Genomic DNA, 26596 nt, shown 5'->3' on the forward strand with positions numbered 1-26596 from the left:
GCCTTCGGGCCCGTCAGGAGTCGTTCTTCAATGAAATTCCGCTTCGCCGCCGCTGCCGTGGCCACGTTTGCCTTCGGCCTGGTTTGCGCCCAGACGCCCGCGCCGCAGCCGACCCCCGCTGCGGCCGCCGCGCCTGCTGCCCCGGCTGCATTGCCGGTTCCGCCCGCGCCCGCGCCGGCCGTCTCCAAGTCCTGGATCCTGATGGACTACGCCACCGGACAGGTGCTGGCCGGTGAAAACATCCACCAGCAACTGGCGCCGGCCTCGATCACCAAGGTGATGACCTCCTATGTGGTGGCCGCCGAGATCAAGAACGGCAAGGTCACCCGCGACGACCAGGTCATGATGAGCGAGCGCGCCTGGCGCGAAGGTGGCGCAGGCACCGATGGCAGCTATAGCGGTTTCCCGGTCAACCAGACCGCGCGTCTGGAAGACATGGAAAAGGGCATGGCGATCCAGTCCGGCAACGATGCGGCGATCGCACTGGCCGAGCATGTGGCCGGCAGCGAAGAAGCCTTCGCCTCGCTGATGAACAGCTACGCCGCCAAGATCGGCATGAAGAACTCGTACTTCGTCAACGCGCATGGTCTGAGCGCCGAAGGCCACCATTCCACTGCCTACGATCTGGCCCTGCTGGGCCGCGCGATGGTGCGCGATTACCCGGAAACCTACGCCTACAACAAGATCAAGGAATTCCAGGTCGGCAGCATCAAGCAGAACAACCGCAACCTGCTGCTGTGGCGCGACCCGGCCGTGGACGGCATCAAGACCGGCCACACCTCCGAAGCCGGCTACTGCCTGCTGAGCTCGGCCAAGCGTGGCGACCAGCGCCTGATCGCGGTGGTCATGGGCGACAGCTCCGAGCGCCAGCGTGCCGACGACAGCCTGGCGCTGCTCAACTGGGGCTTCCGCTTCTTCGAGACCCACAGCCTGTATGCACCGGGCAAGGTCGTGACCAAGCAGAAGGTCTGGAAGGGTGCGCAGGACGAAGTGCAGCTGGGCGTGGCCCAACCGCTGCTGGTCAGCCTGCAGCGCGGCCGCTACAACGACCTCAAGCCCAGCATGGACGTAGCCAAGAACCTGCAGGCGCCCATCAAGAAGGGCCAGCAGGTCGGCACCGTCAAGGTCAGCCTGGACGGCAAGCTCATCGCCCAGGCTCCGCTGGTCGCCATCAACGCAGTGGAAGAAGGCGGTTTCTTCAAGCGCCTCTGGGATGCGTTCTGGATGTGGTGGGAATCTGAGTGAAAAAAAGCCGGCGAAAGCCCAATGCCAGTCAGTTAAGCCCCGAGGGGAGCTGATCCAGTAAAAAGGGAACGTGTTCAACACGTTCCCTTTTTTGCTTGATGAGCCTGTTTGCGAGCGCTCTGCGCGAGACGTTACCGCGAGTCCCTGATCGACTCGACCAACTCAGCACATTGATAGAGCCGGCCTGGATCGAGCAGGCGCTGGCGACTAGCGGCAAGGCGTCGATCCGGCGGCGCAAGCTGCCGGCCGAACATGCCGTGTGGCTGGTGATCGGACTGGCGCTGTTTCGTGACCGACCACTGTGGCAGGTGGTGCAGCAGCTCGATCTGAGCCTGGACGCACAAGCGCTGCCCGCGCCGAGTGCCAGCGTGCAGGCCCGCCAGCGCCTGGGAGAAGAACCCCTGGCCGAACTGTTCGGTCTATTGACCCGGGCCTGGAGCCGCACACCGGTGGATACGCAGCGGCCACTGCGCGTGCTGGCGGTGGACGGCGTGGTCTGGGCAGCACCGGACACTGCGGAGAATCGAGCCGACCTCGGCAGCTGCAGCAACCAGCATGGTCCCTTGTCCTGGCCGCAGATTCGCGCCACCTGCCTGATGGATACCCACAGCCACGAGCTGCTCGACGCCAAGCTCGGCGGCATGGACTGCGGTGAACTGAGCCTGGCGGCGCAGCTGCAGGGCCAGGACCACTCGGTGACGCTATTTGACCGAGCGTACTTCTCGGCCGCGTTCCTGCTGGACTGGCAGGCTGCGGGCACGCAGCGTCACTGGCTGATGCGGGCCCGGGACAACCTGCGCCATGAGATCGTCGAACAACTCGCGCCCGGCGATGCACGCATCCGCATGCCGGTCTCGCCACAAGCGCGCAAGGCACGTCCGGAATTGCCCAGCCACTGGCAGGCGCGCCTGATCGAGGTCAGCGTAGGTGGGCGGCTACGGCGCTTCATCACCTCGTTGCCGTGTCCCCACACGCATCCAGCCCATGCCTTGGCCGAGCTCTATCGCCAGCGCTGGGAGATCGAGTTGGGATTCCGCGAGATCAAGCAGTCGCTGCAGGAGGGCGAACCGGTACTGCGCAGCAAGCAGCCCGCGCTGGTGCGCCAGGAACTGTGGGGCGTGCTGATCGCCTACACACTGCTGCGGCGCTGGATGCGAGAGATGGCCGCTCACGCCAAGGTGGAGCCCCAGCGCATCAGCTTCCACACAGCCAGCTATGCCATCGTCAACCTGCTGGCGGTCCCGAGCCTGGATTCGGCGGGCACCCTGCCCAGGCAACTGACGGCCTTGTTGGCACAGTCCAGGCACTTCGTGCTGCCACCACGCCGCACCGAACGAAGCTTCCCCAGAGTCGTCAAGAACCGCACTTCGAAGTTTCCTACGAAAAATGCCAATCAGCGTTAACTGACTGGCATTGGGCGAAAGCCGGCTTTTTTTGGAATCGAGAATGGGGAATCGGGAATCGGTGAGCCAGAGCACAGCCTTTGCTTTTGCGATTCCCCATTCCCTATTCTCGATTCCCAGCCCTTAGAGCATCCGACTGATCGTGAAACTTCCATACACCGGCGTCTCGCGCTGGGTCTCGAATTCGCGGGTGCGGTGGTAGCGGGCGAGGGCGAATTTCCAGCGGCCGTACATGATGGCCAGGCCGTAACCGACATCGCCCACAAACGGGCGCTTGTCCACGCTGTGGCTGTTGCGGAAGGTGTTGCCGTCCAGGGTGATGTCGCGGATCACCCAGCGTGCGTCGGTGGTCACGAACAGATGCCCCGACCAGCCGCTGGCGCGACCCAGGCGGCTGGGTGCGGTGTTCTCGCCGGCCGGGCGGGTGGGGGTGCTGCCGAAGTCATCGGGCAGTTTCCAGCCAAACCGTGCTTCGCCACCGGCGTTCAGGTGCGTGGCCATATTGCCCACCGCGCCGCCCCAGTGAGAGATGAAATCCCACCCGAAGCCATCGGCGTTGCCGCTGGCATCGGCCGGCCAGCGGCGCATGCGCTCGTGGACCAGGTTGATCAGTGGCTCGTTGTGCAACTGGTTGTCCCAGCCCTGGAATTTTTCGTCGCCCAGCACATCGTGGATTGCATCCTGGGCCTCCTGCGCGAAGGCCCAGGGGCCGACCACGCCGACCTGCAACTGGGTGGTTCGCAAGTGCGCATCGTTACGCGCGTTGTAGCCGAAACTGGCCAGCAAAATGCCTGCGTAGGGGCGATCGTCCGGGATCACGTCGCGACGGGTGAAATCGGTCGGGGTGTAGATCGCCTGTCCGATCGAGAACACCATGTTCTGCTGATCGAACTCGCCCGGATGCAGGCGTTCCAGATAGCTGTTCACCCAGCGCGCGGTGCGCGGCAGGCAGGGGTCATCGGTGTAGTCCACCAGATTGGGCGACACCAGGGTCAGCACCGCGCCGTTGGAATAGCCCTGGTCCTGGTCCTCCCCCCCGAACAGGTCGTTATCGACGCGGAAATTCACCGCCGGTGGCGTACGCCCCAGTCGGCTGGAGTCGCATTGATCCGCCGCCAGGGCGGGCATCGACAACCCGGTGAAAGAAAGCAGCAGGGCAGCAGACAACGCGCGCGGTCGGAGCATGGAGGGCCTGGGGGAGTAGAGGGACTAGGTTCAGCAAAGGTGCCTTCCACCACTGCTGCGCCGCGTGAAGTTCGTGCGGCAACGGCAAATTGTCTGTCGAGTTCGGTCGCAGGAATTGGCGCGCTGCTGCATAGGTGTGTCCGGCTGAGTGACCTAATCGCGCGCGTCGGCCCCTGCATCAGATTCGCTGTGATGAGTGGCAAGATACCCGCAGCAATCTCCAGTGGACTTGGGTTTGCCCTCCACCGGCCCGATAATGGGGCGATGGATATCAGCACCGACAACCCCGATCACGGCTTCCAGTTCCCCGGCACCTTCGAGCTCAGCGCCATGGGCGCGGCCGATCGTGGCCTGGAGACCGAGCTTCCGCGTCTGCTCGCTGCTACTGGCGTGGAGCTGCTGCAGGAGAGCGTCAGCTGGAAGCACTCTTCCAGCGGCAAGTATGTCTCGGTCAAGATCGGCTTCCGCGCCGAGAGCCGGGAGCAGTTCGACGCCGCGCACCAGGCGCTGCGCGACCATCCGGAAGTGAAGTGGACGCTGTAGCGGCCGAACCGGTCGTGGCTCCGATTGCCATCCCGCCGGCGCAGTTGCGCGACTTGGGTCAGCAGGACTACACCGCGGTGTGGCGTGCAATGCAGCGTTTCACAGATACGCGTGATGAGCACACCGCCGACGAGGTGTGGGTGGTCGAGCACGCGCCGGTGTTCACCCTGGGTCAGGCCGGCAAGCCCGAGCACGTGCTGGCGCCGGGCGGGATTCCGGTGCTGCAGGTCGATCGCGGCGGGCAGGTGACCTATCACGGCCCTGGCCAATTGGTGGTCTACCCGCTGCTGGACCTGCGCCGGCTCAAGATCGGCGTGCGCGATTACGTGTGCAGGATCGAGCAGGCGCTGATCGACACGCTGGACGAGTGGAACATCGTGGCCGAGCGTCGCGACGGCGCGCCCGGCGTCTATGTGGGCGCAGCCAAGATCGCCGCACTCGGCATCCGGGTGCGCCGTGGCTGCACCTTCCACGGGTTGTCGTTCAACGTGGCGATGGACCTGGAGCCGTTCCACCGCATCAACCCCTGTGGCTACCAGGGTCTGCAGGTGACCTCGGTGCTAGACTTGGGTGGCCCTTCCGGGATGGACGCCGTCAAGGCGGTGCTGCTCGAGCAACTGGCGCGCCAGTTCGGCCTCGTGCTGCAGCCCGTTTCCGCATTGCCCGACCTTTCGCTTCCGGCCTGAGCGCCCGTACCGTCATGACCCAGCCTATCGCCCGTTCCATTCCCTTGCAGGTCGTCTCAGGCGACACCGCCGCGCCTGCGCCGCTGCAGACCGGCGTCAAGCAGATCGGTGGCGACAAGATCAATCGCTCGCCGGTGCAGTTCGTCGATGCACCGGTGCTGCGCAAGCCGTCGTGGATCCGCGTGCGGATTCCGTCCGGCAACGCGGTGCAGAACCTCAAGGCCAAGCTGCGCGAAAACCGCCTGGTCACCGTCTGCGAAGAAGCCAGCTGCCCGAACATCCATGAGTGCTTCAGTCACGGCACCGCCACCTTCATGATCCTGGGCGAGGTGTGCACGCGGCGCTGCTCGTTCTGCGATGTGGCACACGGCCGGCCCAAGCCGCCGGATGCGAGCGAGCCGGCCAGCCTGGCCGCCACCGTCGCCGACATGGGCCTGAAGTACGTGGTGGTGACCAGCGTGGACCGCGACGATCTACGCGACGGCGGTGCGCAGCACTTCGTGGATTGCATCTCCGCCATCCGCGCCAGTGCGCCCAACACCCGCATCGAGATCCTGACCCCGGATTTCCGTGGCAAGGGCCGCATGGACCGCGCGCTGGAGATCCTGGCGCTCAGCCCGCCGGACGTGTTCAACCACAACATCGAAACCGTGCCGGACCTGTACCCGAATGTGCGCCCCGGTGCGGATTACCAGTGGTCGCTGACCCTGCTGCAGCGCTTCAAGGCGCAGCACCCGGCCATCGCCACCAAGTCCGGCATCATGCTCGGGCTGGGCGAAACCATGGAGCAGGTGCAGGCCACCTTGCGCGATCTACGCGCGCACGATGTGGACATGATCACGATTGGCCAGTACCTGCAGCCGACGCCGCACCACCACCCGGTGATGCGCTACTGGACGCCGGAGGAATACAAGGCGCTGGAGGAGTACGGCAATGCGCTGGGCTTCAGCCACGTCGCATCGGGTCCGATGGTGCGCTCGTCGTACCACGCCGACCGGCAGGCTGCAGGCGCTGGCGTCGCTGCCTGAGCGGCAGTATCGGTGGCCGGCATGTGATCGCCTTTGCCTGCTGCTGGTCGGCGCGGCCAGCACCAAGGCCGGATGTGCAATCGCGCATGGACGGCCGTGATACCGTTTCTACCACTATTGCTGGTTCGCCCGATTCGGCCCTGTGCACCGCACGGGGCCGTCTTGCATCCGGCGGCGGCATCCAGCTGAGCGAGGTACGGTCTCGTTCACAATCCGATACAGGCCCGGCGCTAGGCTGATTCAGCCAGCGGATGACAACGCCAGCAACTTTCGGCACTGTCATGCTGTCTGATCCGATCACCGCCTTTCCTTATCGGCCCTGTGCCGAGAGCCATTCGATGACCTACAACGTTTCTGCGTCCATGAAGGCCGGCCTGCTGGCGCTGGTGTTGACCACTCCGATGGCCTTGCTCGCACGCGCCGATACCGCGCTGCCGGCGGCCGCCACGCCCGAGCAGGCGACCGCGACCAAACTCGTCTATGGCCTGCTGTCCGATAGTCGCTATGCCTATCGGCCGCGCACGCTGGACGAGGCGATGGCCAAGGATGTCTTCAAGCGGTACCTGGAAGCGCTCGATAGCGGCAAGCAATTCTTCACCCAGGCCGACATCGACGGTTTTGCGCCACTGCAGGCAGGTGTGGGCGACGCATTGCGCGGCGGCAATCTGGAACCGGCATTCCAGGTCTTTGCGGTGTACCGCAAGCGCGTCGACCAACGGGTCAAGTACGCGCGCGACCTGCTCAAGCAGGACTTCGATTTCAACGGCAGCGACAAGTTCGAGTACGACCGCAAGGACGTGCCGTGGGCATCGGACGACAAGCAGCTGGATGTGCTGTGGCGGCAGTCGGTGATGAACGACTGGCTGCGCCTGAAGCTGGCCGGCAAGAAGCCCGACGACATCCGCAAGACACTGGACAAGCGTTATGCCGCGCTCGCCGACTCGGTCAAGCAGCTCAAGGGCGAGGACGTATTCCAGTTCTTCGTCAACGCCTACACCAACGCGGTTGACCCGCACACCGATTACTTCACCCCGCGCACTGCCGAGACGTTCAATCAGCAGATGTCGCTGTCGCTGGAAGGCATCGGTGCGCAGCTGCAGAAGCAGGACGACATGGTGGTGATCCGCGAGGTGATCCCGGGTGGTCCGGCGGCGGTGGATGGCACGCTCAAACCGGGCGATCGCATCGTCGGCGTGGGCCAGGCAAAGAATGGCGCCATCGAGGACGTGATCGGCTGGCGCATCGACGACGTGGTGGCCAAGATCCGTGGCAGCAAGGACACCCAGGTGCGCCTGGAATACATCCCGGCCGAATCGGGCATCGACGGCAAGCACCGCACGGTCACGCTGACCCGGCAGAAGGTGCGCCTGGCCGAGCAGGCCGCCAAGGGCGAAACCATCACGCTGCCGGCCCAGGGCGGTCAGCCGGAACGCCGCATCGGCATCATCAAGCTGCCGGGCTTCTACCAGGATTTCGAAGGGCGTCGTCGCAACGCGACCGATTACGCGTCTGCAACGCGCGACGTTGCCAAGCTGTTGGCTGGCTTCAAGACCGACAAGGTCGACGGCGTGGTGCTGGATCTGCGCAACAACGGCGGCGGCTCGCTGGACGAGGCGATCGAACTGACCGGCCTGTTCATCGAACAGGGCCCGGTGGTGCAGGTGCGCGAATCCGGTGGCCGGGTCACCGTCAATGGCGACAGCAATCCGAAGGTTGCCTGGGATGGCCCGCTGGGCGTGCTGATCAATCGCGGTTCGGCATCGGCATCGGAGATCTTTGCCGGCGCCATCCAGGATTACGGCCGTGGCCTGGTGATCGGTGAAACCAGCTTCGGCAAGGGCACGGTGCAGAACATCGTCGACCTGGACCGGTGGCCGGCCGCCGAAGGCCAGCGCTACGGGCAGGTCAAGCTGACAATTGCGCAGTTCTTCCGCGTCAGCGGTTCCAGCACCCAGCACAAGGGCGTGGTACCGGATATCGCCTTCCCGGCCAGCGTGGATGCCACCGAATTCGGCGAGAGCACCTACGACAACGCGCTGCCGTGGACGCGCATCGCTGCCGCGCCACACACCCAGTACGGCAACTTCGCACCGCTGCTGCCCAAGCTGCAGACGCTGCACACCGCACGCATCGCCACCGACAAGGAGTTCCAGTGGTGGGAAGAGGACGTCAAGCAGTTCCGCGAAGAGAAGGCCAAGAAGTACATTTCCTTGAACGAGGCCGAGCGCCTGGCCGAACGCCAGAAGCAGGACCAGCAGCGCAAGGATCGTCAGCAGATCCGCAAGCAGCTCGGCTTGCCGCTGGATCCGCTTGCCGACGACACCGATGACGGCCTGACCGGCAGCGAACGCGACATCGTCAAGGACACCGCGCGCGAGAAGGCGGCAGAAAAGCGTCCGGACCCGTTGTTGCACGAATCGGCCGCCATCCTGGCCGATGCGCTGGGCCTGCTGTCGCAGGACCAACCGCTTTCGGCGCAGGTGCTGCCGCAATCCACGGCCCCGGGGCGCTGGGCAGACTGATCGCCGCGGCGCATCCGATCCACCAACGCCACCGCTTGCCGGTGGCGTTTTCGTTTGTGTGCGGCATCCGCTGTCAGCGAGGTCTCAGGCCAGTGCCTGCCAGCAGGCCTGCAGGCCGAGCAGCAGCAAGGTGCCGAAAAACACCTGGCGGAACAGGTCGGCAGAGATGCGGCGACGCACCCGCGTGCCAGCCCATACGCCCACCGCGGTGGGTACCAGCGCCAACAGCGATGGCAGGCCGGCCGAGAGCGGCACCCCGCCATGCCAGACCAGCGCGATGGCCAGGGCGAGTGTTGCCGTGCCGAAGCACGCCGCCAGTGCGCGGATCAACAGCTCACGCGGCAGGCCCAACGCAGACAGGTAGGGCACCACCGGAATCACCAGGACACCGGTGGCGCCGTTGAGCAGGCCACCGACCAGTCCGGTCAGCGGGCTGGCCCAGCGTTCGTGGCGTGGCGGCAGCGTCCACTGCCGGCGCGCAAGCCCGAGCAGGGCGTAGGCCACCAGCAGCACGCCGAGCGCGGCGCGCAGGACGCGTGGGTCGCCGCCGACCATCACCCCGGCGCTCAGCCAGGTGCCCGCCACCACGAGTGCCAATACCGGCCACAGACGCCGCAACAGCGCTGCCGGCGCCGGCCCCCAGGCCTGCTGCAGATTCGTCACCAGCGAAGGCAACACCAGCAGTGCGGCGGCCTGGCCGGGCGGCAGCCATAGCCCGAGCAGCCCCATCGCCACCGTCGGCAGCCCCATGCCGGCCACGCCCTTGACGCCGCCGGCCAGCAGGAAGACCGCGGCAACCAGCAGCCACTGCGAAACATGTCCGTTCATGGGCGCCAGGATCCGGGTGGCGATGCTGAGCCGGCAAGCTGTCTTTGTTTGAGGCAGACTTCGGCCACGCCGAAGGCTGGGAGTGCATATGCAGGTGGAATTCGTCGATCTGCGGATCTTTGTCGCGGTGGCCGACACTGGCAGCATCACCGCCGGCGCCGACCGCGTGGCGCTGTCGCTGGCGGCCGCCAGTGCGCGCATCCGTGCGCTGGAGTTGCAGGTCGGGGCGGCGCTGTTCGAGCGTGGCCGGCGCGGGGTGACGCTCACCGCGGCCGGCCAGGTGTTGCTGCGGCACGCACGGGTGCTGGCGCGGCAGGAGCAGGCGATGCGCAGCGAACTTGGCGACTATGGCATCGGCGGCCAGGTCACGCTGCGACTGGCCGCCAACACGGCCGCACTCTCGGAATGGCTACCCGAATGCGTGGCGGATTTCTTGCTGGCGCATCCGCGGGTGGATCTGACCCTGGCCGAGTGGGGGAGCGAGGAGGCGGCCGACGCGGTGCGCGATGAACGCGCCGACCTGGCCGTGGTGGCCGGGCATGCGGATTTCACCGGCCTGCAGCGGCGCCCGTTCCGGCAGGATCGCCTGGTGGTGGCGATGGCCGCCAGCCATCCGCTGGCCGCTGCGGGCAGCGTGCGCCTGGCCGATATCGCACAGATGCAGTTGCTGGCCTTGTCGGCCGACAACGCCTTGCAGCGTCACCTGCGCACGCACCTGGCCAGGGCCGGCGTGCATCTGCGCATCCGCGCGCGCGTGCCCGGCATCGAGACGCTGTGCCGCATGCTGGCGCGCGGTGTGGGCGTTGCCATCGTGCCGCACGCGGCGCTGGCGTGCTCCAGCGTCAGGCAGCAGTTGGCGGCGGTGCCGCTGGACGAAACCTGGGCGCGGCGCGAGCTGTCCATCGTCTGGCGCGACACGCCATCGGCGATCCTGCAGACCTTGCTGGAATGGCTGCAGGCCAGTGCGGCACAGGCTGGCACCCAAACGGATTGAGCGGCCGACACATCGCTGCGCGGCCGCCAGGCGGACGTGGCCGGTGCGCGGACTTTCAATGTCCCATCGGTGCACCCATTGATGCACGTGCGCTTTACACATCGACATGACGCTTGCTCGCGATGTGTATGAGCTACTTCGCATGGGCGCGGCACCCTTTTAGATCGGATCCTCATAGCGGCTTTGGCAGGCGCTGTTGTTGTTGGCGCAACGGTGCGCCGGTGCGTCTGCTGTCAGCGCGGCCAGTCGAATTCGGCCAGCACCGGATAATGATCGGACGGCAGGATGCCACCGGGGCGGTCGTCCAGGGTGGTGAAGCGGGTGGGCGTCAGGCCGCGGAACAGAATCCAGTCGATGCGCCGGGTCGGCTGGGTGCTGAAATCCTGGAAGGTGTTTTCCGGCCCGTCGCGCTTGGGTGCATGCGTGCGTGCATCGCCCAGCACGGCGGTGAGCGTGGGGTAGGTACGCTTGTCCGGATCGCTGTTGAAATCGCCGGTCAGCACCACCGGGCTATCCGCAGGCAGTTTCGCGATACGCGACAGTATCAATCGGGCACCTTGCTCGCGGGCCTGCTCATCCTGATCGCGGTGCGGCAGATGCGTGTTGAACAGGTAGAAGCGGCGCTTGTCGCTGTGACGTTCAAACAGCGCCCAGGTGACCATGCGTGGCAGGTCCGTTCCCCAGCTGCTGCTGCCGGGAATGTCGGGCGTTTCGGATAGCCAGAAGTCGCCCGATTCGACCACCGTCAGCGCGCGGCTGTCATAGAACACGCCCATGTGTTCATCGCCGCCGTCGGCGCTGCGTCCCTTGCCGAACCAGCGATAGGTCGGCAAGTGCGTTGCAAGATACTGCGCCTGCTCCTGTACCAGCTCCTGGGTGCCGACGACATCCGGATGCGCCTGACGGATCAACCCGACCATGGCATCGCGACGCGCCTGCCAGCGTTTGTCGCCGTCGGTATCGACCGGCACGCGCACGTTGAACGACATCACCCGCAGCGGCGCGCCCGGCGTTGCCGCCAGTGCGGGCAGGGCGATGCACAGCACTGCAACGGAGGCGAGAAGGCGGCGCAGCAGCACCTGCGCGATCGGACGAGGCATGCAGGCGAACTCCCTGGAAACAAGAGCACCGAGTCTAGCCAGCGATGATGACTGCTGTGTCACGACGGTGATGTGTGCAGACACCATCGCCCGCTTGACGCCGCCGCGCATCGGCGTAGCATTTGCACCAAGCCAGCGGACAGACCGCTGGCGACCCACCAACCGTGAGGGATTCTCATGGCGTCGCAGTACGATTATCTCGTGTTTATCGGGCGTTTCGAGCCCTTTCATAACGGCCACGCCGCCGTCGCCCGCCATGCGCTGGGCAAGGCGAACAAGCTCATTGTGTTGATCGGCTCGGCCGACACGCCACGCACCATTCGCAATCCCTGGACCGTCGCAGAACGCGCGGTGATGATCGAGTCCGCGTTGCCGGGCGAGGACGCGCGACTGATCCTGCGTCCATTGCGCGATCATCTCTATAACGAGAGCCTGTGGATTGCCGAGGTGCAACGCCAGGTTGCCGAAGCGGTAAAAGCCGATGGCGGCGCGCCGGACGCGCGGGTCGGCCTGATCGGCATGGACAAGGATGCCAGCAGCTATTACCTGCGCGAGTTTCCGCAGTGGCCGCTGGAAGATGTGCAGCACACCGCCACGTTGTCGGCCACCGAGTTGCGCCGCTATCTCTTCGAGGCTGGCGACATCGGCTTCCATGGCGGGCTGTTGATGCTGCGCGGCAATGTGCCGGCGCCGGTCTACGACATGCTCGAAGCGTTCCGGCGCAATTCGCCCAGCTATGCGCAACTGGTGGCCGAATACCGTTTCATCGAGCACTACCGCGCTGCCTGGAAGGATGCGCCGTATGCGCCCACCTTCGTGACCACCGACGCGGTGGTGGTGCACTCGGGCCACGTGCTGCTGGTGCGCCGCCGTGCCGAGCCGGGCAAGGGCCTGTGGGCGTTGCCGGGCGGCTTCGTTGCACAGGACGAGGGGCTGCTGGACAGCTGCCTGCGCGAGCTGCGCGAAGAAACCCGGCTCAAGCTGCCGGTGCCGGTGCTCAAGGGCTCGTTGCGTGCCCGCCAGGTGTTCGACCATCCCGACCGCAGCCTGCGCGGGCGCACCATCACCCATGCCTTCCACTTCGAATTTCCGGCCGGCGAGCTGCCTGTCGTGCGCGGTGGCGACGATGCCGACAAGGCGCGCTGGATTCCGATCGCCGAAGTGATGGCGATGGGCCCGCGTCTGTACGAAGACCACCTGCATATCCTTGAATTCTTCCTGGGCCGTGGTTGAAGGCAGCCGCATGCGCCTGCGTGCCGGCACCGATCGGTGCTGGCCGCATACCGTGTGTTTTTGCTTGCAGCACCGCCTCCCGCCGGCGGACAGACCGCCGGTTTTCCCGACGCGAAGGAGCTTCCGTCATGCATTACCTCGATAACCTGCTGCTCAATACCGATAGCTACAAGGCCAGCCACTGGCTGCAATATCCGCCCGGTACCGATGCCTCGTTCTTCTATGTCGAATCGCGCGGCGGCGTATACGACCAGACCGTGTTCTTCGGCCTGCAGTCGATCCTGAAAGAAGCGATCAACCGGCCGGTCACGCACGCCGATATCGACGATGCGAAGGCCTTGCTGGCCGCGCACGGCGAGCCGTTCAACGAGGCCGGCTGGCGCGATATCGTCGACCGTCTCGGCGGCCAGTTGCCGATCCGCATCCGTGCGGTGCCCGAAGGCACGGTGGTGCCCACGCACAACGTGCTGATGACGATCGAGTCCACCGACGCCAGGGGGTTCTGGGTGCCGTCGTATCTGGAAACCCTGTTGCTGCGCGTGTGGTATCCGGTGACGGTGGCCACGGTGAGCTGGCAGGTGAAGCAGATCGTGCGCGATTACCTGGAGCGCACCAGCGACGATCCGGAAGGGCAGTTGCCGTTCAAGCTGCACGACTTCGGCGCGCGCGGCGTGTCCAGCCTGGGCTCGGCTGCCCTCGGTGGCGCCGCGCATCTGGTGAACTTTCTCGGCACCGATACCTTGTCGGCGTTGCTGTTGGCACGCGCGCACTACCACACGCCGGTGGCGGGCTTTTCGATTCCCGCCGCCGAACACAGCACCATCACCAGCTGGGGCCGTGATCGCGAGGTGGATGCGTATCGCAACATGCTCACCCAGTTCGCACGGCCCGGTTCCATCGTGGCGGTGGTCTCGGACAGCTACGACATCTACCGCGCCATCGCCGAGCATTGGGGCACCACCTTGCGCGAGGAGATCGTCGCCTCCGGCGCGACAGTGGTGATCCGCCCCGATTCCGGCGACCCGGTGGACGTGGTCGAACAATGCCTGCTGCTGCTCGACGAAGCCTTCGGTCATCAGCTCAACGGCAAGGGCTACAAGGTGCTCAACCACGTGCGCGTGATCCAGGGCGATGGCATCAACCCGCAGTCGCTGCGCGCGATTCTGGAGCGCATCACCGCAGCCGGCTATGCAGCCGACAATGTCGCCTTCGGCATGGGCGGTGCCTTGCTGCAGAAGGTGGACCGCGACACCCAGAAGTTCGCACTCAAGTGCTCGGCGGTGCGTGTGGACGGGCAGTGGATCGACGTCTACAAGGACCCGATCACCGACCAGGGCAAGCAGAGCAAGCGCGGTCGGCTGACCCTGCTGCGCGACCGTCGCGATGGCAGCTACCGCAGTGCGTTGCTGGACGAGGTGACTGCCAACGCCGACAGCGAGGACGCGCTGGTGACGGTGTGGGAAAACGGGGCGATGCAGCAGGAGTGGACGCTGGAGCAGGTGCGTGCGCGCGCCGACGCGGCGCGCCGCTGACCGGCGGCACGCAGGCATGGTCATGCCCGCTTCCATCGACGACGCACCGCTTTCGCCCGCCTCGCCGCTGTTGACGCAGCTGCGCGCGGCAGTACCCAGCCTGCAGCGGCGTGTGCCGCTGCAGGACGAGGGCAACCGCTGGCATCGCTTGCGTATCGGCGAACGCAGCTATCGGACGGCGTTGCCGGTCACCTTCACCCCGTATGCGTCGGTGCGCCCCTGCTCGGCACGCTGCGGGTTCTGTTCGGAAAACCTGCGCCAGCACGGCGGTGGCCTGACCGCGTCCATGCTGCGGCCGGGTCCGGCGTATTTCGATCAGCTGCGTGCCGCCTTGCAGGTGCTGCACGCAGTGCCGTTGTCGTATTCGTTGTCGGGTCTGGAGATGACCGACGACGCGCACTGGCTGCAGACCCTGCTGCAGACCTTGTCGCAGACACCGGATGGCCCGCAGGTCGAGCAGCGCGTGCTCTACAGCAACGGGGCGGGCCTGGCGCGTGCGCAAGGCGAGCGCCTGCTGGATGCACTGAGCCAATTCGGGTTGTCGTGGATCGAACTGTCGCGCCACCATCCGTTGCAGGCGCGCAACGATGCCATCATGCGGTTTCGGGCGGACGAGCCCATCGCCGATGCGTCCACCTTCATGCGCACCGCGCGCAGCATTGCCGAACGCCTGCCGGTACGGCTGGTCTGCATCGTGCAACGCGATGGCATCTGCCGTGCCGAAGATGTGGCGCACTACATCGCGTGGGCACGCCGCTGCGGTGCCAGCCAGGTCATCTTCCGCGAGTTGTCGCGGCTGGACGAGGCATATCGCAGCAACGGCACCTGGCGCTATATCGAACGGCAGCGCATCGGCGTGGAGCCATTGCTGGCCGATTGCATGCAGCAGCCATGGTGGGCGCAGTGGCAGCTCGACGGCATGACCGAAGGGTATTACTTCTGGAATGTGCGCCTGCGTGGCGACGACGGCCTGCAGGTGGTGTTCGAAAGTGCCGATTACGCGGCCATGCATGCGCGTCATGCCACCGGCGACATCTACAAGTTGGTGTTCTTCGCCAATGGCCGCCTGTGCGCCGGCTGGGACCCCGACGCCGACGTGCTGTGGGAGCCGGCCGATGGATGAGTTCGATCAGCGTAGCTGGTGGACACCGAGCGCCGACGATGCCGCCTGGGCGTTGCCGGAGGATCTGCGTGCCAGCGATCCGCTGCACGGCCGCGACTGCGGTTGGGTCAACCAGATGCGCCCGTTCGTGCGCCACTTCAGCCTGCCGGGCGAGCAGGTGTTCGACCCGTTCTGCGGATTCGGTACCACCTTGCTCGCCGCAGCGCTCGAAGGCCGCAACGCGCACGGCATGGAAATCGATGCCGCGCGGGCGCAGGTGGCGCGTACACGGCTGCAGCGGCATGGGGTGGATGCGCCGGTCGTGGTCGGCAGCCTGGTGCAGACGGCACCCGCAGCGGCGATCGATCTGTGCCTGACCAACGTGCCGTATTTCGGCTGCCAGTGGCGCGGTGAAGCGCAGCCAGGCCAGCTGTACGCCAGTGCCGATTACGCCGGCTATCTTGCCGGCATGCGCGCGGTGTTCCATGCGCTGCGACGGCGGCTGCGCGCCGATGCATTCGGCGTGGTGATGGTGGAGAACATCTGTCTTGGCGGGCGACTGATTCCGCAGGCCTGGGACCTTGGCCGGATCCTGGGCAGCCTGTTTACGCTGCACGACGAGCGGGTGCTGTGCTACCAGCGCGCAGCCGGTGGTATTGCGCATGCACGCACCGGCAGCAACCGCAGCCACGAATACGCGCTGATCTTCCAGCACTGCCGGGCGCAGCTGGACCTGGCGAAGGCTGCGCAGTTGCTGCGGGCCGTACAGGCGCTGGGCGTGCCGGTGCGGGTGCATGGCAGCTACGCACGCTGGCTGCAGTCGCCCACCCTGGTGCCTGACGGGCCGGCCGACCTGGACCTGATGCTGCGTGCCGAGCAGCCGTTATGGGACCGGCTGACCGCCTGGCTGCAGGCGCAGGGCTTCAGCCTGAGCCTATGGGGCGAGCCCTGCCGGGCACCGGTGCCGTTGGCGGCGGTTCGCGCGCATCACTACCTGCGCGCCGAACGCATCGGTGCCGATGGCAGCCGCCTGCAGGTGGACCTGCAACTGCCAGCGGATGAACCGCCGATGCCCTGAGCAGGCGAGGCGACACCGCGCGCACATGGGTTGCGGCTATGCTTTGGCCGGTTTTGGATGATGGAATCTTCCCATGTCTCGTACTTCCCTGATCGCGCATGGCGCACTGCTCGGCGCGCTGGCAACCCTGGCCGGCTGCGGTGGCAGCAAGGGCGACACGATGCTGATGCGTGAGTCGTTCGATTCCGACGACACCTATTCGCGCAGCGTGGCGGCCAGCTCGCCACAGGCCTGCGAAGCGGCTCGGCGCGTGCTGTTGAGCCAGGGCTACGCCGTCACCCGTGCCGATGCGGCGGCGGTGGAGGGCAGCAAGAACTTCCAGTTGAAGGACGCTGAGCAGAGCGAGCAACTCAACTTGCGCATCTCCTGCGCCACTCAGGACGGCGGCAAGGCGCAGGTGTTCGTCAGCGCGCTGCAGGACCGCTATGCCTTGAAGAAGAGTACGACCTCCGCCAGCGTGGGAGTGGGCGTGTTGGGATCGGTGTCGCTGCCGGTTGGCAGCAGCGGCGATTCGCTGGTGCGCGTGTCCAGTACCACCGTGCAGGACGCGGCCTTCTACAAGCGCTTCTTCGAGCGCCTGACCTCGTATCTGCCCAAGGTGACCGAAGCGGTACCCGCCGCAGCGGCGCCCGCGCCCGCACCGGCGCCGGCACATCCACCGGCAGCACCTGCCGCACCACCGGCGCCCGCAGCACCACCTGCGCAGGCATCGGCTGCCAATGCGCCGGTGGGGTCGGTCGCACCGGCCACTGGCTCCCCAGCGGCGGTGGCGCAGCCCCCGGTGGCGCCGTTGCCGGTGGAGGCGCAGGACCCGCCGCCGGCGCCGGCAAAGGAACCGCAGCACGAGCCGTCGACGCAGCCGTGACGAACGGTTCATGCTCCGCGCCAAAGCCTGAATCGCCGCAGACGCGCTTCACGTGGTGTTCTCGATCAGGCGAACAGAGTGCGGGCCATGACAGCCCGAGCGGGCGAGAACGATGGAGAGCGACGATGAAGATCCACACATCCCTGCTGGGCTTGGCCATGATCGGCCTGATGGCGACCAGTACGTTTGCGCAGGCGCAGAGTTATTCGCATCGAGGCTCTTACACGGAAGCCGACGAGGGCCGCAAGTTTTCCGACGGTACGCGCGTGCGCTGCCGCAACGTGGAAGTGCAGAAGAATTCGACCGACCCCAATCGCATTGGCGGCACCGTGGCCGGCGCGGCCATCGGCGGCCTGCTCGGCAACCAGGTGGGCGGCGGCAACGGCAAGAAGCTGGCAACGGTGGCCGGTGCAGTGGCAGGTGGCGCGGCGGGCCGCACCATCCAGGGCAACCGCCAGCAGGCCAACGGCGACCGCCGCGTCGAGCGCGTCTGCGAACGCAGCTGAGCCTGATGCAGTGAATCCGCAAAGCCCCGGCCATGCCGGGGCTTTTGTGTTGTAGTCAAGAAGACAACGCCTTCAATCTCCACTGTTGTGCGAATGAGCAATCTGCAGCTGCCGTGCCGTCTGCGTGCATCGCCCTCCATCTACGTGGCCACGCGGCATCGCGTGCGTACCCGTCTGGCGAGGCTGTGCTGTGCCGCGGTGCTGGTCGCTGCGCAGCTGCTGCAGGCGGCGACTGCTGCACCCGGCGAAGCGGCAGGCGCAGCCGGCGCCGACTGCGTGCAGGCGCTGTTGCAACGCCTGGGTTGGACCATTCGCCAGGCAGCGGTCGACGCGCCGGTCATTGCGCGCGGCGCACCCTGCACGCGGGGATCGCTGGCGCAGGCGCAGGCGGCCGGCGACCTGCAGGCCACTTTTCCCGCAGCCTGGGGCACGCCGCAACGCAGCGCCGCACTGAAGGCGCTGCTGGACGATCCGGCCACGCACTGCGCCTATGGGTTCGAGGTCGGGGCCGCGACACGGCGCGCGGTGACCCAACTGCAGAACAATCCGAATTACCGCTTTTCGGCAGTGCAGCTGGGCTGGATCGGCTTTGGCTGGCGCGGCGCGGCGGCGCAGGGCTGGAGCGGGTTTCGCAGCTTCGGCCGTGGCTATCAGCCGCGTGCCAGCAACGCGCAGGCACTGGATGCGTTCTATCGCGGCCATGTGCGCTCCGAATGCGGGGTGGGGCGACAGGTGGCCCAGCTCGCCACCCAGCGTGAGTTGTATGGCGATGCCGGGTTCGATCAGGTGTTCACGCCCGGCGAGTTGTCGATCGGCACCTTCCTGACCCTGCACGACACCGACAGCATTCTGCTTGGCACGCACGCCGGCACGTTGTTCGCCGATGGCAAGGCGGCCAAGACCGCGCAGCTGGGGCGGCAGGCCTTTGTGGGTGCGCCGGGTTTCATCGCGCACGTGTTCGACAAGGCCTATCTGGACGATATCCATAACCAGGCCGAAAACTTCGTGGTGGTGGATGTCAGCGATGCGGCGGCGCAGGCACTGGCCAAGCACGGCGGCTTTGCGCATTACGACGCACTCAACCGGCGGATCTGGCAGTTGTCCACGTCGCTACGCGGGCCGGGAAAGCGACGCTTCGAACGCTTGCTGTACGAGCGCGACGCCTCGCTGCGCGCCAGCCTGGATCCCCAGCAGCAGGCGCAGCTGCAGCAGGTGCAGACGCTGCTGGACGATCCGTTCTACCAGGGGTTTGTGGTGTACGTGCATCCCAAGGGCGTCAAGCCGATCGGCTATCACGTGGCGCGGTTGCTGGACCGCAACCCGCGTACCCCCTACGCCATCGACCTGACCCTGCACAATCTGCGTACCACCTTGTACTGGCGCTGGATCGACTGGCAGCTGCAACAGTGCGCCACCAGCACCGCCGCGGAACAATCCATTGAGAATTCCGCCACGCCGGCGTACGCCGGGCGTGGCACCCTGCACTGATCAGAGCATGAGGAGTGGTTATGGAACTGGGTATGGTGGGTTTGGGCCGCATGGGCGCCAACATGGCCGAGCGCCTGGTGCACGGCGGGCACCGCGTGCATGGCTACGATCCGGGCGCGAGCGCGCGCAGCAGTGCGCAGGCCAAGGGGATCGTGACCGCCGATGCGCTGGACGCGCTGGTGTCCGCGTTGCCGAGCCCGCGCGTGGTCTGGCTGATGGTGCCGGCTGGCAAGATCGTCGATGACACCCTGGCGCAGTTGCTGCCGTTGCTGCAGGCCGGCGACATCGTCATCGATGGCGGCAATTCGTATTACAAGGATTCGCAACGTCGCGCCGCGCTGCTGCAGGAAAGCGGTATCGCCTTCGTCGACTGCGGTACCAGTGGTGGCGTCTGGGGCTTGAAGGAAGGCTATAGCCTGATGGTGGGCGGTGAGGAAGCGGCAGTGACCACGCTGCATCCCATCCTGGCCACGCTGGCGCCTGCGCCGGACAAGGGCTGGGGGCGGGTGGGCCCCAGTGGCGCCGGCCACTTCACCAAGATGGTCCACAACGGCATCGAGTACGGAATGATGCAGGCCTATGCCGAAGGCTTCGCGTTGATGCAGCACAAGACCGACTTTGCGCTGGATCTGCACCAGGTATCGGAGATCTGGCGCGACGGTAGCGTGGTGCGTTCGTGGCTGCTGGATCTCACCGCCGATGCGTTGCGCCACAACCCCGCGATGGACGGCATCGCGCCGTTCGTGGCCGATTCGGGCGAAGGCCGCTGGACGGTGGCCGAGGCGATCGATCTGGAAGTGTCGGCGCCGATCATCACGCTGTCGCTGATGGAGCGGCTGCGCTCGCGCGACAAGGATTCGTTTACCGACAAGCTGCTGGCAGCGATGCGCAACCAGTTCGGCGGGCATGCGGTGATGACCACCAAGGCGGCCTCCGCGACGATCGGCAGCAAGGACGCGTAAGCGGCATTTGGATGACTGCGCCCGCCGCAATGCCGGCGCGGTCACCTTCGCCTTACGGCGTACGCACGCCCTCGAGCCACTGCACCTGGCCGGTTGCCGCGCTGCGCTGGGCCAGCTCCAGCAGATGCATCAGTTGCACCGCCTCGTCCGCGGCGACCGGTGCCGGACCGGTGCCGGCCAGTGCGTCGCGGAAGGCGGCGTAGCACTGGCGATAATCGCCGGGCAGGTTGTCAGGCTGATGGGTGTGTACCCGGCCTTCTTCGTCCACGCGCGTCAGCGTGCCCGGCAACGGGTCCACGCCCCAGCCGACCGTGCCGGGGCGACGCCCGGCGCGCAGCTGATCTTCCTGCGTATCCAGGCCATGCTTGAGATAGCTGCCGCGCGTGCCATGCACTGCAAAACGCAGGCGGTTGTCGGCCACCAGCGAGCCGGCGTGCAGGATCGCCTGCAGCCGCGGGTAGTGCAGGGTGACGTGGAAATAATCGTCGCTGCGCGCCTGGCTGCGCTGGCGCTGCAGGTCTGCGCCGATCGCCTGCGGCATGCCGAACAATTGCAGGGCCTGGTCGAGCAGATGCGGGCCCAGGTCGTACCACAGGCCGGCGCCGGGGCTGTCGCTTTCGCGCCAGCGGTCGCGCACCTGCGGGCGATAGCGATCGAAGTGCGAATGGAATTCCACCACCTCGCCCAGCTGGCCTTCGTCGATCAGCCGGCGCAAGGTCAGGAAGTCGGCGTCCCAGCGGCGGTTCTGGAACACGCTGACGATACGCCCGGCGGCTGCGGCGGCGTCTGCCACGGTGCGCGCCTGCGCGGCATCCAGCACGAAGGGCTTGTCCACCAGAACGTGCTTGCCGGCCGCCAGCGCCTGCAGCGCGAATGGCGCATGGGTCTGGTTGGGCGTGGCCAGCACCACCGCATCGAGTGCCGGATCGGCCAGTGCAGTGGCGAGGTCGGCGACCACGTCGATGCCGGGAAAATCTGCCTGCGCCTGTTGCGGCTTGGACGACACCACGCTGTGCAACTGCAGGCCGGGCGTGCTGGCGATCAGTGGTGCATGAAAGGTATGGCCGACATAGCCATAGCCGACGACGGCCAGATTGAACGGTTTAGGCATTGAAAACGGTTCATCGCAACGACGGAAGGAACCCGCATGGTATTGCACCCACCCGTGTTCACCGGGTTCACGGCGCCTGCATGCAACGGTCACGTCTGCTCGACGAGCGCCACCGCAAGCTGCGGCCACGTTCAACCGGAGTGTTTCGAATGAAGACCATCAAGCATGCACGCACGTTGCTGGCGCTGGCGTTGTCGCTGGGCCTGACCCTGGGTGCTACGCAGGCATTTGCCGCGCCGCAGGACATGGGCGCGCACAAGGACCATGCCGCCGGCATGAACGAGTCCAAGAAGCCGGTCACCGACACCTGGATCACCACCAAGGTCAAGGCCGATCTGCTGGCGACCGAAAATGTGTCCGGTACCGACGTCAAGGTCGAGACCAAGAACGGCATCGTGATGCTGACCGGTTCGGTCGCCACCCAGGCCGAGCACGACAAGGCCGTGGCCGTGGCCAAGGGCATCGAAGGCGTCAAGAGCGTCAAATCGACCGGCCTGAAGGTCGTTGCTGCGAAGAAGTAAGCGCAGCCGTTGCGAATGCCGGGCCGGCCGAGGCGAGGCGGCTGGACCGAGCACGAGGCGCACTCCTTAGGAGTGCGCCTTTTTTGTCTGTCCAACCGCGGGAACGCGCCGACAAGCGGCCGGTCGCTCTCGTAGTTTTCACGTTTGCTGCACTTATGATATGCCCATTCAGCAATGTCACAGTGGTAACCGAAATTTGCTGAATCATTAATCTCGTTTGGGGCGCGATCGGAGACAATGCCGAGCCGACCTGGGCACTTGCAGCGAGCGGATACAGACCTGGTAATGCAGACGACTGCCCAAGCAGACAAATGGGATCGCTGGCGACTGCCTTCATTGGCGGTGGCGGTGTGCCTGATCGTGGTGGTGCCGTCCTTGCTGTTGCAGCAGATGGCGCGCAACGCCAATCGGGCGGCTGTATGGGTGTCGCACAGCCAGGAAGTGCAGGAGACCGCGCAGCGGCTGGAAGCGGCGATGCGCGACACCGAATCGGCCGCGCTGATGCGCTCGCACGGCGTGGAGCGCCCGGCGTTGCTGGAACGCATGCGCCGGGGCCGGCGCGAATCCATGGCGGCGGTGGCCCGTCTGGTGGCGCTGACCAACGACAATCCGTCGCAGCTGGTGCGCATGGGGCGGATCCAGAGCACGATCGAGCGCCGGCTGCTGTTGGCCGAGCGGATCGCGGTGACCACCGAGCCGGAGCAGATCCGCACACTGATCAACGACATGACGGTGAACAACCCGATCCGCGTCTTGATCGACGACCTGCAAGCTGCCGAAGGCCGGTTGCTGGCGCTACGCAATGCGCGCGCGGCGACCGAGCGCATGCACTACACGGTGCTGAGCTGGGTTGCGCTGGCGGTGCAGTTGCTGTTGCTGGCCACGGTGATCTGGTTGCTGCAACGGCAGATCCGGCGCCGGCTGGCGGCCGAGCAGGAATACCTGCGCGCCAACGGCCGCGCCAGCTCGGTGCTGCAGACCGTGCGCGAGCCGATCGTGCTGCTGGATGCCAGCCAGCGCATCGTGCTGCACAACCCCGCGTTCGCCGAGCTGTACGGCCTGGAGGAACGCGGCAACGAATTGATGGCGCTGGAAGACGTGGGCGAGGGCGTGTGGCGCGACCAGCAGATTCACCAGCGCCTGGCCGACGTATTGCTGCGCGGCCGCGAGCTGTGGGATTTCGAGCACGAGCAACGCGCCGCCGACGGGGTGATGCGCACCATGCTGATCAATGCGCGGCGCATGCCGCTGCCCGACACCATGGACGAGGACGTGGTGCTGATGACGGTCAGCGACATCAGCCTGCAGAAGGCCTCGCAGCTGCGTATCACCGAGCTCAATCGGCAGATGGAGGGCAAGGTGGAGCAGGTGTCGGAGGTCAATCGCGAACTGGAGGCCTTCAGCTATTCGGTCTCGCACGACCTGCGCGCTCCGCTGCGCCATGTGGCCGGATTCTCGGACAAGCTGGCACGCCATCTGGGCGATGCCGCCGATGAGAAGTCGCGCCATTACATGGAAGTGATCGGCAGCTCGGCGCGGCGCATGGCCTCGCTGATCGACGATCTGCTGGTGTATTCGCGCCTGGGCCGTGGTGCGCTGCGGCTGCAGGCGGTGGACATGCAATCGCTGGTCGCCGAAACCCGCGCGATCCTGGATGCCAATGTCAAGAGCGAGAACACCGGCCACCGCGTGGAGTGGCAGATCGCGCCGCTTCCGGTGCTGGTGGCCGACGAAAACATGATGCGCCAGCTATGGATGAACCTGCTGGGCAACGCGGTCAAGTACAGCGCCAAGCGCGAGGTGGCCAGGATCGAGGTCACCTATGTGCCGACGGCCGAGGGCGGCCACCAGTTCAGCGTGCGCGACAACGGCGCCGGCTTCGACATGGAGTACAGCGGCAAGCTGTTCGGTGTGTTCCAGCGGCTGCACAAGGCCAGCGAGTACGCCGGCACCGGCATTGGCCTGGCCAGCGTGCGACGGGTGCTGACGCGTCACGGTGGCCGCATCTGGGCCGAAGGCGTGGTCGATGAAGGTGCCACGTTCTATTTCGAGTTACCCCCTGCGCATGAGGCGCCCAACCAAGAGTTCACCGTATGAGTGCCATCCGTACCATTCTTCTGGCAGAAGACAGCCCGGCCGACGCGGAGATGGCGGTCGACGCCCTGCGCGATGCGCGCCTGGCCAACCCCATCGTGCACGTCGAGGACGGCGTGGAAACCATGGACTACCTGCTGCGCCGTGGCGCCTACGCCAACCGCGAGGAAGGCCTGCCGGCGGTACTGCTGCTGGACATCAAGATGCCGCGCCTGGACGGGCTGGAAGTGCTCAAGCAGGTGCGCAGCGATGAAACGCTCAAGCGCCTGCCGGTGGTGATCCTGTCGTCCTCGCGCGAGGAGAGCGACCTGGCGCGCAGCTGGGACCTGGGCGTCAACGCCTATGTGGTCAAGCCGGTGGATGTGGACCAGTTCTTCAACGCGGTCAAGACGCTCGGCACCTTCTGGGCAGTCATCAACCAGGCACCGGAGCTGGACTGAGCCATGCCGCATGAGGGGGGCAAACTGGAGCAGCTGAAGATCCTTCTGGTGGAAGATTCACCCGAAGACGCCGAGCTGTTGTCCGATCAGTTGCTCGATGCCGGTATCGATGCGGTGTTCGAGCGTGTGGACAGCGAGCCGTCGTTGCGCAGCGTGCTGGACGTGTTTCAGCCGGACATCGTGCTGTCGGATCTGAGCATGCCCGGCTTTTCCGGCCATCAGGCGCTGCGCCTGGTGCGCCAGAACGGTGCCATCCCTTTCATTTTCGTCTCCGGCACCATGGGTGAGGAAACCGCGGTCAAGGCGCTGCAGGATGGCGCCAACGACTACATCATCAAGCACAACCCGACGCGCTTGCCGAGCGCGGTGGTGCGCGCCATCCGCGAGGCGCGTGCGGATCTGGAGCGCCAGCGGGTGGAGAGCGAACTGATGCGCGCGCAGCGCCTGGAAAGCCTGGCGATGCTGGCAGCCGGTTTGAGCCACGATTTGCGCAACATCCTGCAGCCGCTGCTGATCGTGCCCGACCTGCTGGCCGGCCGCACCGACGATCCGCAGCTGCGCCAGCTGGCCAACGTGGTGGCCGAGTGCGGCCGACGCGGGCACGAGATGGCCGAGTCGATGCTGTCGTTCGTGCGCGGTTCCAACAAGCCGCGCGAGCAGGTGTCCATCGCCAACCTGTTCTCGGCGGTGCAGATGCTGCTCAAGAGCAGCCTGCCCGATGGCGTGCGTTTGCAGATGGAGCCGATCGCGGCCGATCTGACCATCGAAGCCAACTACACCGAGCTGCAGCAATGCCTGCTCAACCTGGGCTTGAATGCGATCCAGGCCATGCCGGGTGGCGGCACCTTGATGCTCTCTGCCGAGCGTTTCGATGCCACGCGCGTGCGCATGAGCGTGGCCGATACCGGCGTGGGCATGAGCGATGACACCCGTGCGCGGTTGTTCAGCCCCTTCTTCACCACCAAGGTCGATGGCACCGGGCTGGGGCTGATTTCGTGCAAGCGCATCGTGGAAAGCTACGGCGGCAGCATCCAGGTCGATAGCCGGCTGGGTGAAGGCACGCGCTTCGACATGATCGTGCCGATGCGCGCGGCCGCGGTTGCGATGGTCGATACCGAACTGCCGCTCGCGCCGGGCCATGGGCAGCGCATCCTGCTGGTGGATGGCGAGGCCACGCGCCTGTCGCTGCTGGGCAATGCCTTGTCCAGCCAGGGATACCAGCCGCAGCTGGCCACCGATGGCTTTGCGGCGCTGCAGCTGGTGCAGCAGCACGCCATGCCGGACCTGGTGATCATCGACAGCGACATCATCCAGCTGTCCGCGGTGAACGTGCTGCTGAGCATGCAGGACCTGGGTTACCAGGGGCCGGCGATCGTGCTGGAAGACATGGGCTCGCCGCTGCAGCGGATGCACTTCCCGGCAGATATCCCGGTGCACGTATTGCGCAAGCCGCTGGAAATGCGCCGCGTGTTCCGTGCGGTGGCGCACGCGCTCGAGGTGGCCTGAGCCGGAGCGCTGCATGCGGTGCGCCCGTTGATCGGCAGTGGGCACGCCTGCAGCAGTTGACGCTGACGCCGGCCGCATGCGCGAATACCGCATGACCACCGTGCTCCTCAGCCTCGGCAGCAACCTCCAGCCGACCCATTACCTGCGCCTGGCCGTGGCCGCCCTGCGCGCGCGCTTCGGCCCGCTCACTGTGTCCCCGGCATACCGCACGCCGGCGGTGGGCTTCGATGGGCCGGATTTCGTCAACAATGGCGTGGCGCTGCAGACCGATCTGGATTTGCAGGCACTGGATCAGTGGCTGCATGCGCTGGAAGATGCGCATGGCCGCGATCGCAGCGGGCCGCGTTTGGGCGACCGTACCCTGGATGTGGATGTGGTGTTCTTCGGCGACAGCATCGTCCAGGGACCGGGGCAGTTGCGCATCCCGCGGCCCGAGCTCAAGCACGCCTTCGTGCTCAAGCCGCTGGCCGATATCGCGCCGGACTTCGTGGACCCGTTGAGCGGGCAGACGCTGGCCGCGCTCTGGCAGGCGCATCCGCAGCATGGCAGCGCGTTCACCACGGTGGAGCTGGATGCGCCTGCGCTGAGTGCTGCGCAGTAGCGCAGGTGTGTGGCCGGCCATTC

Annotated in this window: 24 protein-coding genes; 20 read left to right on the forward strand and 4 right to left on the reverse strand. The window is 66.2% G+C overall.

What is annotated here, in order from left to right; all coding sequences use genetic code 11:
• The first annotated feature begins 30 nt into the window (after positions 1 to 30).
• Together HG421_RS01660 and HG421_RS01665 are read left to right on the forward strand one after the other, a co-directional pair.
• Positions 31 to 1245, forward strand: coding sequence for a D-alanyl-D-alanine carboxypeptidase family protein (locus HG421_RS01660; RefSeq protein WP_169704636.1), 1215 nt, complete (start codon positions 31 to 33; stop codon positions 1243 to 1245).
• A gap of 98 nt (positions 1246 to 1343) precedes the next feature.
• Positions 1344 to 2648 carry an IS4 family transposase gene (locus HG421_RS01665; RefSeq protein ID WP_168968412.1) on the forward strand — a complete coding sequence of 435 codons (1305 nt, stop codon included), beginning with the start codon at positions 1344 to 1346 and terminating at the stop codon, positions 2646 to 2648.
• 123 nt (positions 2649 to 2771) lie between these two features.
• Here the strand turns inward: HG421_RS01665 and HG421_RS01670 are convergent, their stop codons facing one another.
• Positions 2772 to 3833 (reverse strand): lipid A deacylase LpxR family protein, encoded by a 1062-nt coding sequence (locus tag HG421_RS01670; protein ID WP_169704638.1) that lies wholly within the window; start codon positions 3831 to 3833, stop codon positions 2772 to 2774.
• A 264-nt stretch (positions 3834 to 4097) separates the two neighbouring features.
• Here HG421_RS01670 and HG421_RS01675 point away from each other — a divergent pair, with 264 nt between their 5' ends.
• The 4 genes from HG421_RS01675 (at position 4098) to HG421_RS01690 (ending at position 8612) form a co-directional block, all read left to right on the forward strand.
• Complete coding sequence (locus HG421_RS01675; RefSeq protein ID WP_104539387.1) at positions 4098 to 4376, forward strand: YbeD family protein; 279 nt, start codon at positions 4098 to 4100, stop codon at positions 4374 to 4376.
• Complete coding sequence (lipB, locus tag HG421_RS01680; protein ID WP_169704640.1) at positions 4364 to 5062, forward strand: lipoyl(octanoyl) transferase LipB; 699 nt, start codon at positions 4364 to 4366, stop codon at positions 5060 to 5062. The genes HG421_RS01675 and lipB overlap by 13 nt, the downstream gene beginning before the upstream one ends.
• A gap of 14 nt (positions 5063 to 5076) precedes the next feature.
• Positions 5077 to 6090 (forward strand): lipoyl synthase, encoded by a 1014-nt coding sequence (gene lipA, locus HG421_RS01685; protein ID WP_169704642.1) that lies wholly within the window; start codon positions 5077 to 5079, stop codon positions 6088 to 6090.
• Between the two features lie 362 nt (positions 6091 to 6452).
• On the forward strand, positions 6453 to 8612 hold the full coding sequence (locus HG421_RS01690; RefSeq protein ID WP_211161809.1) for a carboxy terminal-processing peptidase: 2160 nt from the start codon (positions 6453 to 6455) through the stop codon (positions 8610 to 8612).
• 84 nt (positions 8613 to 8696) lie between these two features.
• Here the strand turns inward: HG421_RS01690 and HG421_RS01695 are convergent, their stop codons facing one another.
• Entirely contained in the window at positions 8697 to 9440 is a 744-nt protein-coding gene (locus tag HG421_RS01695) for a sulfite exporter TauE/SafE family protein (RefSeq protein ID WP_169704645.1), read from the reverse strand.
• Positions 9441 to 9522: 82 nt separating this feature from the next.
• Here HG421_RS01695 and HG421_RS01700 point away from each other — a divergent pair, with 82 nt between their 5' ends.
• Complete coding sequence (locus HG421_RS01700) at positions 9523 to 10434, forward strand: LysR substrate-binding domain-containing protein (protein WP_211161768.1); 912 nt, start codon at positions 9523 to 9525, stop codon at positions 10432 to 10434.
• A gap of 233 nt (positions 10435 to 10667) precedes the next feature.
• On the opposite strand, the gene HG421_RS01705 is transcribed toward HG421_RS01700, so the two are convergent.
• Positions 10668 to 11534, reverse strand: a complete 867-nt coding sequence (locus HG421_RS01705; protein ID WP_169708057.1) for an endonuclease/exonuclease/phosphatase family protein — start codon at positions 11532 to 11534, stop codon at positions 10668 to 10670.
• Positions 11535 to 11711: 177 nt separating this feature from the next.
• On the opposite strand from HG421_RS01705, the gene HG421_RS01710 reads away from it, so the two are divergent.
• The 8 genes from HG421_RS01710 (at position 11712) to gnd (ending at position 20300) form a co-directional block, all read left to right on the forward strand.
• The gene (locus HG421_RS01710; protein WP_169704649.1) at positions 11712 to 12767 is read left to right on the forward strand and encodes a bifunctional nicotinamide-nucleotide adenylyltransferase/Nudix hydroxylase; all 1056 of its coding nucleotides are present in this window, start codon (positions 11712 to 11714) and stop codon (positions 12765 to 12767) included.
• 128 nt (positions 12768 to 12895) lie between these two features.
• Positions 12896 to 14299 carry a nicotinate phosphoribosyltransferase gene (locus HG421_RS01715; protein ID WP_169704651.1) on the forward strand — a complete coding sequence of 468 codons (1404 nt, stop codon included), beginning with the start codon at positions 12896 to 12898 and terminating at the stop codon, positions 14297 to 14299.
• Positions 14300 to 14321: 22 nt separating this feature from the next.
• Positions 14322 to 15422, forward strand: coding sequence for a hypothetical protein (locus HG421_RS01720; protein WP_169704653.1), 1101 nt, complete (start codon positions 14322 to 14324; stop codon positions 15420 to 15422).
• Positions 15415 to 16479, forward strand: coding sequence for a DNA methyltransferase (locus HG421_RS01725; RefSeq protein WP_169704655.1), 1065 nt, complete (start codon positions 15415 to 15417; stop codon positions 16477 to 16479). Before HG421_RS01720 ends, HG421_RS01725 begins: the two co-directional genes overlap by 8 nt.
• Positions 16480 to 16552: 73 nt before the next feature.
• Positions 16553 to 17344, forward strand: coding sequence for a DUF2242 domain-containing protein (locus HG421_RS01730; protein WP_169704657.1), 792 nt, complete (start codon positions 16553 to 16555; stop codon positions 17342 to 17344).
• 125 nt (positions 17345 to 17469) lie between these two features.
• Entirely contained in the window at positions 17470 to 17850 is a 381-nt protein-coding gene (locus tag HG421_RS01735; RefSeq protein WP_169704659.1) for a glycine zipper 2TM domain-containing protein, read from the forward strand.
• A gap of 93 nt (positions 17851 to 17943) precedes the next feature.
• Entirely contained in the window at positions 17944 to 19338 is a 1395-nt protein-coding gene (locus tag HG421_RS01740) for a hypothetical protein (RefSeq protein ID WP_228330231.1), read from the forward strand.
• Between the two features lie 20 nt (positions 19339 to 19358).
• Positions 19359 to 20300: a phosphogluconate dehydrogenase (NAD(+)-dependent, decarboxylating) gene (gene gnd, locus HG421_RS01745; protein WP_169704661.1), complete on the forward strand. Its 942-nt coding sequence runs from the start codon at positions 19359 to 19361 to the stop codon at positions 20298 to 20300.
• A gap of 52 nt (positions 20301 to 20352) precedes the next feature.
• Here gnd and HG421_RS01750 read toward each other — a convergent pair whose 3' ends face one another.
• Positions 20353 to 21411 (reverse strand): oxidoreductase, encoded by a 1059-nt coding sequence (locus HG421_RS01750; RefSeq protein ID WP_169704664.1) that lies wholly within the window; start codon positions 21409 to 21411, stop codon positions 20353 to 20355.
• Positions 21412 to 21560: 149 nt separating this feature from the next.
• Between HG421_RS01750 and HG421_RS01755 the strand changes: the two genes are divergently transcribed.
• From HG421_RS01755 to folK, 5 genes are all read left to right on the forward strand, one after another.
• Positions 21561 to 21932, forward strand: coding sequence for a BON domain-containing protein (locus tag HG421_RS01755; protein ID WP_169704666.1), 372 nt, complete (start codon positions 21561 to 21563; stop codon positions 21930 to 21932).
• Positions 21933 to 22217: 285 nt separating this feature from the next.
• Positions 22218 to 24029 (forward strand): sensor histidine kinase, encoded by a 1812-nt coding sequence (locus HG421_RS01760; RefSeq protein WP_169704667.1) that lies wholly within the window; start codon positions 22218 to 22220, stop codon positions 24027 to 24029.
• Complete coding sequence (locus tag HG421_RS01765; protein ID WP_169704669.1) at positions 24026 to 24466, forward strand: response regulator; 441 nt, start codon at positions 24026 to 24028, stop codon at positions 24464 to 24466. Before HG421_RS01760 ends, HG421_RS01765 begins: the two co-directional genes overlap by 4 nt.
• 3 nt (positions 24467 to 24469) lie before the next feature.
• Complete coding sequence (locus HG421_RS01770; RefSeq protein ID WP_169704671.1) at positions 24470 to 25972, forward strand: ATP-binding response regulator; 1503 nt, start codon at positions 24470 to 24472, stop codon at positions 25970 to 25972.
• A 91-nt stretch (positions 25973 to 26063) separates the two neighbouring features.
• Positions 26064 to 26573, forward strand: a complete 510-nt coding sequence (gene folK, locus HG421_RS01775) for a 2-amino-4-hydroxy-6-hydroxymethyldihydropteridine diphosphokinase (protein ID WP_169704673.1) — start codon at positions 26064 to 26066, stop codon at positions 26571 to 26573.
• Positions 26574 to 26596 lie beyond the last annotated feature (23 nt).

It is taken from the genome of Xanthomonas campestris pv. badrii, from assembly GCF_012848175.1.
GTDB lineage: Bacteria > Pseudomonadota > Gammaproteobacteria > Xanthomonadales > Xanthomonadaceae > Xanthomonas > Xanthomonas campestris_C.

Excerpts from the sequence above, each read along its gene's own strand:
- gnd (WP_169704661.1), top strand. The coding sequence starts at position 19,359 with ATGGAACTGGGTATGGTGGGTTTGGGCCGCATGGGCGCCAACATGGCC.
- HG421_RS01690 (WP_211161809.1), top strand. The coding sequence starts at position 6,453 with ATGAAGGCCGGCCTGCTGGCGCTGGTGTTGACCACTCCGATGGCCTTG.
- HG421_RS01695 (WP_169704645.1), bottom strand. The coding sequence starts at position 9,440 with ATGAACGGACATGTTTCGCAGTGGCTGCTGGTTGCCGCGGTCTTCCTG.
- HG421_RS01770 (WP_169704671.1), top strand. The coding sequence starts at position 24,470 with ATGCCGCATGAGGGGGGCAAACTGGAGCAGCTGAAGATCCTTCTGGTG.
- HG421_RS01720 (WP_169704653.1), top strand. The coding sequence starts at position 14,322 with ATGCCCGCTTCCATCGACGACGCACCGCTTTCGCCCGCCTCGCCGCTG.
- HG421_RS01735 (WP_169704659.1), top strand. The coding sequence starts at position 17,470 with ATGAAGATCCACACATCCCTGCTGGGCTTGGCCATGATCGGCCTGATG.
- HG421_RS01730 (WP_169704657.1), top strand. The coding sequence starts at position 16,553 with ATGTCTCGTACTTCCCTGATCGCGCATGGCGCACTGCTCGGCGCGCTG.
- HG421_RS01765 (WP_169704669.1), top strand. The coding sequence starts at position 24,026 with ATGAGTGCCATCCGTACCATTCTTCTGGCAGAAGACAGCCCGGCCGAC.
- HG421_RS01705 (WP_169708057.1), bottom strand. The coding sequence starts at position 11,534 with ATGCCTCGTCCGATCGCGCAGGTGCTGCTGCGCCGCCTTCTCGCCTCC.
- HG421_RS01670 (WP_169704638.1), bottom strand. The coding sequence starts at position 3,833 with ATGCTCCGACCGCGCGCGTTGTCTGCTGCCCTGCTGCTTTCTTTCACC.
- HG421_RS01755 (WP_169704666.1), top strand. The coding sequence starts at position 21,561 with ATGAAGACCATCAAGCATGCACGCACGTTGCTGGCGCTGGCGTTGTCG.
- HG421_RS01710 (WP_169704649.1), top strand. The coding sequence starts at position 11,712 with ATGGCGTCGCAGTACGATTATCTCGTGTTTATCGGGCGTTTCGAGCCC.
- HG421_RS01660 (WP_169704636.1), top strand. The coding sequence starts at position 31 with ATGAAATTCCGCTTCGCCGCCGCTGCCGTGGCCACGTTTGCCTTCGGC.
- HG421_RS01760 (WP_169704667.1), top strand. The coding sequence starts at position 22,218 with ATGCAGACGACTGCCCAAGCAGACAAATGGGATCGCTGGCGACTGCCT.
- HG421_RS01675 (WP_104539387.1), top strand. The coding sequence starts at position 4,098 with ATGGATATCAGCACCGACAACCCCGATCACGGCTTCCAGTTCCCCGGC.
- HG421_RS01665 (WP_168968412.1), top strand. The coding sequence starts at position 1,344 with ATGAGCCTGTTTGCGAGCGCTCTGCGCGAGACGTTACCGCGAGTCCCT.
- HG421_RS01740 (WP_228330231.1), top strand. The coding sequence starts at position 17,944 with ATGAGCAATCTGCAGCTGCCGTGCCGTCTGCGTGCATCGCCCTCCATC.
- HG421_RS01750 (WP_169704664.1), bottom strand. The coding sequence starts at position 21,411 with ATGCCTAAACCGTTCAATCTGGCCGTCGTCGGCTATGGCTATGTCGGC.
- folK (WP_169704673.1), top strand. The coding sequence starts at position 26,064 with ATGACCACCGTGCTCCTCAGCCTCGGCAGCAACCTCCAGCCGACCCAT.
- lipA (WP_169704642.1), top strand. The coding sequence starts at position 5,077 with ATGACCCAGCCTATCGCCCGTTCCATTCCCTTGCAGGTCGTCTCAGGC.
- HG421_RS01725 (WP_169704655.1), top strand. The coding sequence starts at position 15,415 with ATGGATGAGTTCGATCAGCGTAGCTGGTGGACACCGAGCGCCGACGAT.
- HG421_RS01715 (WP_169704651.1), top strand. The coding sequence starts at position 12,896 with ATGCATTACCTCGATAACCTGCTGCTCAATACCGATAGCTACAAGGCC.